Here is a 9492-nt window from a genome sequence, read left to right as displayed (position 1 = left end):
ACAGCACTCGGTATTATAGACGGAAGCATAGAATTGGATAAAAAAGAAACCCGCTCCCTGAAAGTCACTACTATTGCTAACTCGATTGAAAAACGTGCTAGCCATGCAGTACGCATCAAATAACAAACAAATATGAAACAGCAATTATTTATATTATTGCTATTAACAGCAAGCATCTTTTCTGCCTGTAAGGATGAAAAAGATACACAACCAATTATTAGTCCCTTTCCAAATGTATCACAAATAACTTTATCAGAAACCATAAGCAGTGATGGTGGCAACGTATCTGTGAAAGACGTATACTTATTCACAGACAACAAACTATTCTCCCACTCAACTGTACAAGAATTTTACGGACAAGAGTTAACACAAGAAATCAACTGTTCTTATGCAAATGATAAAGCCATCTTCACCGATAATAACGAAAATATAGCAACATATACTTTAGGAAGTAATGGTTATGCCACCCAATGTACCTACCAGATGGCAAACCAGACAAGAGAGTATAGATTTATCTATTCCAATGATTACTTAACGCAAATAGAAGAAGACATTGACGGCGTTCCCTACACCTCAATAACATTACAATATAGCAATGGAAACTTGCAAACAATCTGCAACAATGCATTGAAAATTCTATGTGAGACTGGTAATGATTTAAACAAGTATCAATTACCATGCTCCTACTTGTCAGATGTATATCCGTTGTCTTTACATGTGAATGCAATTTATGCACGCTTATTAGGCAAACAAAGTGATCATCTAGTTATACGCACTGCACCAGAAAATAATGATAAAGAATGGACTGATTATATATACCAGCTAGACACTAATAATAAGCCTACCACAATCAACATAGCAACCACCTCTACCGGAACAGTTTACGACAAATATGGCAATCAATCAGAAGTAACCAGAACAGATAGAAGAAGTATAAAAGTGAGCATAGAATAACATCTATCTACTACTTCTTAAAGAATTTATCGATAAAGAGGATATGATAATCTATTGAATTGTTCCAATACGTTCCGGTATGTCCGCCGGGACGAGTAATGAAATCATGGTCAATTTTCTTAGCTAACAAACGATTGTGCAAGTCTTTATTCACTTCAAGAAAGAAATCGTCTTCGCCACAATCAATAATCAATGCCAAATCTCCATTCTCTAGTTTATCAAGCTGATTGACTACGGTATGAGCATCCCAAACAACTTTATTATCATCGTATTCACCCAGTTGTTTGCTCATTTCCCAATTCTTGGGGAACGGACGTATATCCACACCACCACTCATACTGCATGCGGCACCAAATACATCTTTATGGCGGATTGCATTCCACAATGCACCATGCCCACCCATACTCAAACCACTGATGGCACGCGCTTTTCTATCCGCAATAGTAGCATAATGGGTATCTGTATAATTCACCAACTCCGAGGAAATAAATGTCTCATACTGATACGAGGGGTCTTTAAGGCTGTCCCAATACCAACTATTCTTACCGTCGGGACATACGAAAATCATTCCTTTCTCATCCGCAATCTGTGGCAATTCGGGTTTCAAGGCAACCCAACTCTGGGCATTACCCCCAAAACCATGCAACAAATAAACTACAGGACAAGCTTTTTTATCAATAGCTTTGTCGGGTATCACATATACCACTTTTACCTCCTTTTTCATAGAAGGACTTTTCACCATTACGGTGTCTACTCGTGCTGCCTGAACCCCTATTGTAAACAAACACAGCACGAAACTTAATAACATTTCTCTTCTTTTCATGTTTTTCGTTGTTTTATTTTTTCTAACGGGGGGCAATATTAATAATAAATACTGAAAAAACATTATCTTTGCAACATAAACTATTCGAAATCCTACTATGGAATTTATTATTATTCTACTTTTACTTGTATTGAACGGTATCTTCGCCATGTATGAAATAGCTTTGGTATCGTCCAGTAAAGCACGCCTCGAAACGATTGCCGGCAAAGGAAACAAAAGAGCCAAAGGAGTACTAAAACAATTGGAAGAACCGGAAAAGTTTCTCTCCACCATTCAAATCGGTATTACATTAATAGGTATCATATCGGGTGCATACGGTGGAGCCACCATTTCTGATGATGTAAAACCACTATTCCTTATGATTCCCGGTGCGGCAGCATACGCCGATACCCTTGCCATGGTTACTGTAGTGGCTATCATTACCTACCTCTCACTTATCATCGGTGAATTAGTGCCCAAGTCTATGGCATTGAGTAATCCTGAAAAGTGGGCTACCATGCTCAGCCCTTTTATGATTGTGCTGACCAAGATTTCCTATCCATTCGTATGTCTGCTCAGTGCTTCTACAAAGTTAATGAACAAGATTATTGGATTGAATAATGGCGAAGAACGCCAAATGACACAAGACGAACTGAAAATGATTCTACATCAAAGTTCGGAACAAGGTGTTATCGACAAGGATGAAACAGAGATGCTACGAGACGTATTCCGTTTCTCGGACAAACGTGCCAATGACCTGATGACTCACCGGCGCGACCTCATAGTATTGCATACTTCCGATACTCAGGAAGATATACTACACATCATCCGTGAACATAACTTCAGCAATTACCTACTGATAGAAAAAGGAAAAGACGAAATTTTCGGAGTCGTTTCGGTAAAAGATATTATACTGATGTCAGGTGACGAGCAGCCCTTTAACTTACGTAATATAGCCCGTCCTCCTTTGTTTATTCCAGAAAGTTTATATGCAAAAAAAGTTTTAGAGCTATTCAAGAAGAACAAAAATAAGTTCGGAGTTGTTGTAGATGAGTATGGAAATACAGAGGGGATCATCACCCTGCATGATTTGACAGAAAGCATCTTCGGAGACATTCTTGACGAGAATGAAACAGAAGAAGAAGAAATAGTTACCCGGCAGGATGGTTCAATGCTTGTAGAAGCTTCCATGAATTTGGATGACTTTATGGAAACGATGGGCATATTGAGCTATGATGACCTGAAGGAAGAGGACTTCACCACCCTCAGCGGTCTTGCCATGTTCCTTATAGGACGGGTACCGAAAGCCGGAGACTTGTTCTCCTATAAGAATCTGGACTTCGAAATTGTAGATATGGACCGTGGTAGAGTGGACAAGTTGCTCGTCATAAAAAGAGAAGACAAAGAAAAATAACGCTAACGGGCGTCTTTTTATATTAACTTAAACCATTTTTAAAGCAATGAAAAAAGTAATGATGATTGCAGCAATCGCTGCTGCATTGGTATCCTGCCAATCAAAAGGAACTCAAAGCAATGACTCCGCCATGGATGAGGGTGTAATGGCTGTTGCAGGAAATGACTCTTCTGCCGTAGCCGTTTACGAAGGTATTCTTCCTGCTGCTGACGGTCCTGGTATTCAATATGTATTGAGTGTAGATAGCGTTGGCCCTAACGGAGAAAGCGGTTATACACTGGTAACTACTTACTTGGATGCAGAAGGTGCCGGCAAGAACAAGAGCTTCACTTCCAAAGGAAAGAAAGAAGTAATTCAGAAAGACGTTAACAAGAACAAGAAGACAGCTTACAAGTTGACTCCTAGCAATGGCGACGCTCCTGTATACTTTGTTGTAGTTAACGATACTACCTTGCGTCTGGTTAACGATAGCTTGCAAGAAGCTGTCAGCGACTTGAACTATGATATTATCCAGGTGAAATAATCAGAACTTGGTATAAAAAAATAGAGGTTATCTCATTTCAATTTTGAGATAACCTCTATTCTTTTTATTATATCCTCTGTTACTTTTTAGCCGGAGAAGAATATCTTGCATTCAGGCCTTCCAGAATTTCTCTAGTAATGTTATAACAGCTATCAGCATACAACAAGTTATCAAAACCAGTGTTACTGATGATCATGCTATAACCTTTTGTCTTATTATATTCTTTCAAGAAAGAATTAATAGAGTCGCGCAACTGCAAACTGTTCTTTTCGTTTTCGCTCATCAACTCAGCCTGCAATTTCTGACTTAATGCCTGTAGGTCTTGTTCCAACTTAGCGATACGGTTGTATTCCTGTTGTGCTCTCTCTTGAGTGAGGTAAGCGTTATTCTGAGCTTTTGTCTGGAATTCCTGCTTCTGTTTGTCTAAATCACCTGCTCTCTGGTTCAGCGTCAAACGAACATTCTCGCTCTTCTTTACCATAGCTTCATTCAAATCTACACAGAAATTGTATTTAGCCAATAGCGTATCTATCTCAACGTATGCAATTTTCATTCCAGATAATTCACCGCCCTGTGCAGGAGCATTTGTCGTCTGATTATCAGTTTTACCGGCACATTGAGAAAATAAAACGATTAGAGCAAGAGCAGCCAAACCGTTCATGAGGTAGTTTAATCTCTTCATAATTTGATAAAATATTATTTTTAATATAGTTAATTCATACTATCGTTTAAGGTCTTTTCCAACTCATCAATGGAGAAACGAGATTTATTTTGTGCTTCCCTATCTTGTGATTGTGCACAACTAATTCCTTTATCACGCATTGCTTTGTTACCACTAACATGACCGTTAGGGAACTTGCCTCCTTTTACAAAAAAGATCTTCAAACCCAATAAAAGAACGCAAATAGCAACTATTAACAAAGTTATCAATACTGTATCGAGCATTTCCATTAATTTTGTTATATGAAAATAGGTAGCATCTCAGCAAAAGCGAAAATAAATTTTCATTTGCATTCGATTTACACTATTTTTGTGTGTGCAAATATAGGGCTTTGGTTGGACTAACTAGCCTTTTTTACTCTAAAAAAAGAGAAAGGGAAATAAAATAGTCAATCGTTTTAACTATATTTAGTATTGACAGGTTAAATCAATGAGTATTGAGAATCGAAAATTGAAAATTAAGGCTACTCAACGATGGTGTTGGGCTACCAATAAATCATTATATATGGAAAAGAAAGATTTAAAACCGGCTGGCGTATTTCATTTTTTTGAAGAAATCTGCCAGGTTCCTCGTCCTTCAAAGAAGGAAGAGAAGATTATTGCTTATTTAAAAGCGTTTGGAGAAAAACATAAGTTGGAAACCTTGACCGACGAGGTAGGCAATGTACTGATGAAAAAGCCTGCTACTCCGGGTATGGAAAATCGTAAAACAGTTGTACTCCAATCGCATGTCGATATGGTTTGCGAAAAGAATAACGATGTAAAGCATGATTTCCTTACAGATCCTATTGAAACAGAGATAGACGGTGAATGGCTGAAAGCCAAAGGTACCACTCTGGGTGCCGACAATGGTATAGGTGTAGCTACCGAACTGGCCATCCTTGCCGATGATACCATTGAACATGGTCCGTTGGAATGTCTGTTCACAATAGATGAAGAAACCGGACTGACCGGTGCATTCGCCTTGAAAGAAGGTTTTATGAATGCAGATATCCTCCTGAACCTCGACTCCGAAGACGAAGGAGAAATATTTATCGGTTGTGCCGGCGGCATAGATTCTGTTGCCGAATTTACATACAAAGAAGTAGATGTACCCGCAGGTTATTTCTTCTGCAAAGTACAAGTAAAAGGATTGAAAGGTGGTCACTCAGGTGGTGATATCCATCTAGGACGCGGCAATGCCAACAAAATACTAAACCGCTTCCTCAGCCAGACTTTCAATAAGTATGATATGTATCTTTGCGAAATAGATGGTGGCAACTTACGCAATGCCATTGCCCGCGAAGCCTACGCAATCATTGCCATACCGGATGCTGATAAACATGCCCTGCGCACCGATCTTAACATCTTCGCAGCTGAAGTAGAAGCAGAATATGCCGTAGTAGATCCAGATTTACAATTCATATTGGAATCAGAGAACGCCCGTCAGAAAGCTATCGACAAAGATACCACCAAACATTTATTGCAAGCTCTCTATGCCGTACCTCATGGAGTATTCGCCATGAGTCAGGATATTCCCGGATTAGTGGAGACTTCCACAAATATGGCTTCCGTCAAGATGAAACCGGGCAACATCATCCGTCTTGAAACCAGCCAGCGTAGTTCTATCTCCTCTTCCAAACAAGATATTGCGAACATGGTACGCACCGTATTTGAAATGGCAGGTGCCAAAGTAACCTTTGGAGACGGTTATCCGGGTTGGAAGCCTAACCCCCATTCTGAAATTCTGGAAATAGCAGCAGAATCCTACAAACGCCTGTTTGGTGTAGATGCTAAAGTAAAAGCTATCCATGCCGGTTTGGAATGTGGATTGTTCCTCGACAAATATCCCGCGCTGGATATGATTTCCTTTGGTCCTACCCTGCAAGGAGTACACTCTCCCGACGAACGTATGCTTATTCCTACCGTAGAAAAATTCTGGAAGCATTTGCTGGATATCCTGAAGCATGTCCCTGCCAACAAATAATGAAGTTATTCCTTATTATATATCTTTTTCTCTGCCCGTACTTCTATACAATGTACGGGCAAGAGAAAAAAGATACCCTCACTTTCCGCATAGCAAGCTATAATGTAGAGAACTTGTTCGATTGCCGGCATGATAGTCTGAAGAATGATTATGAGTTCCTGCCTGATGCTTTACGTCATTGGAATTATACAAAATACAAGAAGAAACTCGATAATATAGCACGAGTCATTACCGCAATTGGCGGATGGGCTCCACCTGCATTAGTTGCCCTATGTGAAGTAGAAAATGACAGTGTCATGCACGACCTTACCCGGTATTCCATATTAAGGGAAGCTGATTATCGATACGTAATGACGCAATCACCCGATGAACGCGGCATTGATGTGGCATTACTATATCAACGAAGTCTTTTCAAATTAATTTCATACCAAAGTTTGCCGATAGATAAACCCAATAAGAATAGTCGCCCTACGCGAGACATTCTTCACGTCTGTGGCATGATATTAAACAAAGATACTCTGGATGTTTTTGTTGCCCATCTTCCATCCAGATCAGGTGGTGCCAAAATATCTGAACCATACAGAATATTGGCGGCAAAAAGATTAAAAGAGGCAGTTGATAGTATTTATCAGGTACGCAATCATTCGCAAATCCTAATCTTAGGTGATTTCAATGATTATCCAAACAATAAATCCATACAGCAGATATTAAAGGCAGAAGCCCCGCCTGCCATTCAGAATTCTATACACAGAAATAGTTTATACCATCTGTTAGCCAGGAGAGCCAATACACAAAAGAGTTTTGGTAGCTACAAGTTTCAGGGAGAATGGGGGCTACTGGACCATATTATAGTTTGCGGGGATCTTTTGAAAGAAGATTCGCCGCTTTATACCAATGAAGCAAATGCAGATGTATTTAGTCTTCCCTTTCTACTAACCGAAGACAAAAAGTATGGAGGCAAACAACCTTTCCGCACTTTTTATGGAATGAAATACCAGAAAGGGTATAGCGATCACCTTCCAGTATGGGCTGACTTCAGACTCATATATTAATAACAAAGCTTGTACCATCGGTATAACCACTATCGATATGGATAGTTCCACCAAGTCGCGTAACAATCAACCGACTAATATAAAGTCCCAAACCATTTCCTGGTTTAAAGTCATCTATCTTAGTAAAACGGTCAAACACCCATTCTTGCTTGTCAACAGGAATTCCAACACCTGTATCTGTCACTCTCATTTCCAATTTTCCATTCTTATCCTTGTGACAACTTAAGGTTATTTGTCCACTTTCCGTAAATTTATTAGCATTACTCAGCAAATGGGCAATGGTTTGCGAGAGATAAATTACATTCGTTCGAATTTCATGGCAGTCATCCGCTACATCTAAACAATAATGAATACTGTCTTTACCGCTAGTAGACTTCAGCTTTCGCATCTCCTCAGTGAAAATCTCCAGAATATCAGCCTGAGCTGTTGGAAGTTCTTCTACTGAACTACTCAAGTTGGACACCTCCAATAAATCATTCAAAAGTCCAGTCAACAAGTCCGTGTTACTCTGAATCAATTCAGGAAACTCATGTTTGCATTCGGCATCTATCGTTTCGTCCAGTAACAGGCTGCTAAATCCATTTATAGCATTAAGCGGAGTACGAATCTCATGGCACATTGAATTGATAAAAGCCGTTTTCATTTTCTCACTCTCTTGAGCCTTCTCACTCTGCCGGATGACTTCATCATTCGATTCCATCAATTTCTTCTGCATCCGCTTTAGCTTATTCAAATGAAAACGTTGACTGATTCCCCATGCAACAGAAAGTACAAATACAAAAAGGATGGAAAAGAAGGCAATCTGTCGGTTTCGTGAGGTTAGCTTTTCTTTTTCCAGTTCAAGATGACCCAAATCATAACGGGCATCCATGTCTGCACGAAGTTGTTGTGACTCTTCATTTGTTATTTTTTCTTGCAATTCACTGTTCGCCAACATCAATTCATAAGCTTTTTTGTAATTCTTCAAAGCAGCATAACTTTCAGCTTGATCCTTATATACACTAGCACAAACAGAGTATGTGGTAGGAGTATTATCATTATTTATAGAATCGATAATCGAATCTCCATAAAGAATAATCATTTTATAATCATTCATATCTTCATAAAACCCCTTTATAGTAAAATAGAAAGACAACAAATTATTTCTCTGACGAAGCATCACCTCCGCTTTTTTCAAACAATCTAATGCTTTTTGATACCCAACTATTGTCGGAAAGCGAGATAATCCTTCATTATAAAGTGCATTAGCATATTCAAAGTTCTGATAAATATCTGCCTTTACCTCAGGAAGTTCTTGATATCGCTCAAGAATATCCATCATTTTTTCAAGGAAGGCCACTACTTTGGTATTTTCTTTTGAGTTGATATAGCCTATATAAATATTTTCATTCACCCAAAAAAGAATCTCAGCTCCATATTTAACAGGTACTTTTTGTATGAGCTCAAACAAGCGTTCAAAATAGCGCAACGCATTCTTATAAGTATCTACTCCATTGTTCGAAATACCCAAAGCAGCTGCCATTCCCAATGCATAGTTACGTTCTATCTGAAAATAGATATCTTCAGGATTTTCATTAGAATTGTTATATTTTGCAGACAGTTGTTCAATAACCTGGTTTTCATCTTCTGTCCAGTCGGCTATCGAGCGGATATGCCTCAAACGGACTTCTGCAATAAAACTCCGTTTGCGCTCTCCGGTCAAAACTTCATTGGCCAAATTTAGATAGTAAATAACTGAATCGTTAGTCAGCACTCGCTTTTTACGATTGATCGACATCACAAGTTTACGTAACGCATCAGAAATAATATATTCATCTTTTGCCTTTATGCCTTCTTCAAGCAGGACTCGGGTTAGTGGCAAAGAATCTATAAAAAGATAATTTCTGTAATAATTATCAAGATTCAAACAGGCGGACATTCGTTCTTTTTGCGTTTTTGCATGAACAAATACCGCCTTCAAACTATCTGCCTGCACATTATTAGACAAGGTTGAAGACGAATAAAAAAGTATAATAAAAAGAAGTAATAGAATTTTCATTTCTATCAAATTAATGACAGGGA

9 protein-coding genes are annotated in these 9492 nt (G+C 38.8%); 5 read left to right on the top strand and 4 right to left on the bottom strand.

Translation table 11 applies throughout. From position 1 onward, the window contains the following. Positions 1 to 132: 132 nt before the first annotated feature. Entirely contained in the window at positions 133 to 954 is an 822-nt protein-coding gene (locus Q1W14_RS04890) for a DUF4595 domain-containing protein (RefSeq protein WP_300699670.1), read from the top strand. Between the two features lie 10 nt (positions 955 to 964). On the opposite strand, the gene Q1W14_RS04885 is transcribed toward Q1W14_RS04890, so the two are convergent. Continuing rightward, on the bottom strand, positions 965 to 1777 hold the full coding sequence (locus tag Q1W14_RS04885) for an alpha/beta hydrolase family protein (protein ID WP_300699669.1): 813 nt from the start codon (positions 1775 to 1777) through the stop codon (positions 965 to 967). Between the two features lie 97 nt (positions 1778 to 1874). Here Q1W14_RS04885 and Q1W14_RS04880 point away from each other — a divergent pair, with 97 nt between their 5' ends. Together Q1W14_RS04880 and Q1W14_RS04875 are read left to right on the top strand one after the other, a co-directional pair. Continuing rightward, positions 1875 to 3170 carry a hemolysin family protein gene (locus Q1W14_RS04880; protein WP_300699668.1) on the top strand — a complete coding sequence of 432 codons (1296 nt, stop codon included), beginning with the start codon at positions 1875 to 1877 and terminating at the stop codon, positions 3168 to 3170. 46 nt (positions 3171 to 3216) lie between these two features. Continuing rightward, the gene (locus Q1W14_RS04875; protein ID WP_300699667.1) at positions 3217 to 3693 is read left to right on the top strand and encodes a copper resistance protein NlpE N-terminal domain-containing protein; all 477 of its coding nucleotides are present in this window, start codon (positions 3217 to 3219) and stop codon (positions 3691 to 3693) included. 79 nt (positions 3694 to 3772) lie between these two features. On the opposite strand, the gene Q1W14_RS04870 is transcribed toward Q1W14_RS04875, so the two are convergent. Both Q1W14_RS04870 and Q1W14_RS04865 read right to left on the bottom strand, forming a co-directional pair. Then, positions 3773 to 4375: an OmpH family outer membrane protein gene (locus tag Q1W14_RS04870; protein WP_300699666.1), complete on the bottom strand. Its 603-nt coding sequence runs from the start codon at positions 4373 to 4375 to the stop codon at positions 3773 to 3775. 29 nt (positions 4376 to 4404) lie between these two features. Next, positions 4405 to 4638, bottom strand: a complete 234-nt coding sequence (locus Q1W14_RS04865; RefSeq protein ID WP_300699671.1) for a hypothetical protein — start codon at positions 4636 to 4638, stop codon at positions 4405 to 4407. A 280-nt stretch (positions 4639 to 4918) separates the two neighbouring features. Between Q1W14_RS04865 and Q1W14_RS04860 the strand changes: the two genes are divergently transcribed. Together Q1W14_RS04860 and Q1W14_RS04855 are read left to right on the top strand one after the other, a co-directional pair. Next, on the top strand, positions 4919 to 6379 hold the full coding sequence (locus Q1W14_RS04860; RefSeq protein WP_300699665.1) for an aminoacyl-histidine dipeptidase: 1461 nt from the start codon (positions 4919 to 4921) through the stop codon (positions 6377 to 6379). Next, on the top strand, positions 6379 to 7431 hold the full coding sequence (locus tag Q1W14_RS04855) for an endonuclease/exonuclease/phosphatase family protein (RefSeq protein WP_300699664.1): 1053 nt from the start codon (positions 6379 to 6381) through the stop codon (positions 7429 to 7431). The genes Q1W14_RS04860 and Q1W14_RS04855 overlap by 1 nt, the downstream gene beginning before the upstream one ends. Here the strand turns inward: Q1W14_RS04855 and Q1W14_RS04850 are convergent. Next, entirely contained in the window at positions 7421 to 9469 is a 2049-nt protein-coding gene (locus Q1W14_RS04850) for a HAMP domain-containing sensor histidine kinase (RefSeq protein WP_300699663.1), read from the bottom strand. The genes Q1W14_RS04855 and Q1W14_RS04850 overlap by 11 nt on opposite strands. Positions 9470 to 9492: the final 23 nt, after the last annotated feature.

The organism is Bacteroides sp., from assembly GCF_030151085.1.
Taxonomy (GTDB): Bacteria; Bacteroidota; Bacteroidia; order Bacteroidales; family Bacteroidaceae; genus Bacteroides.
This window is presented reverse-complemented; position numbering and strand designations above follow the sequence as displayed.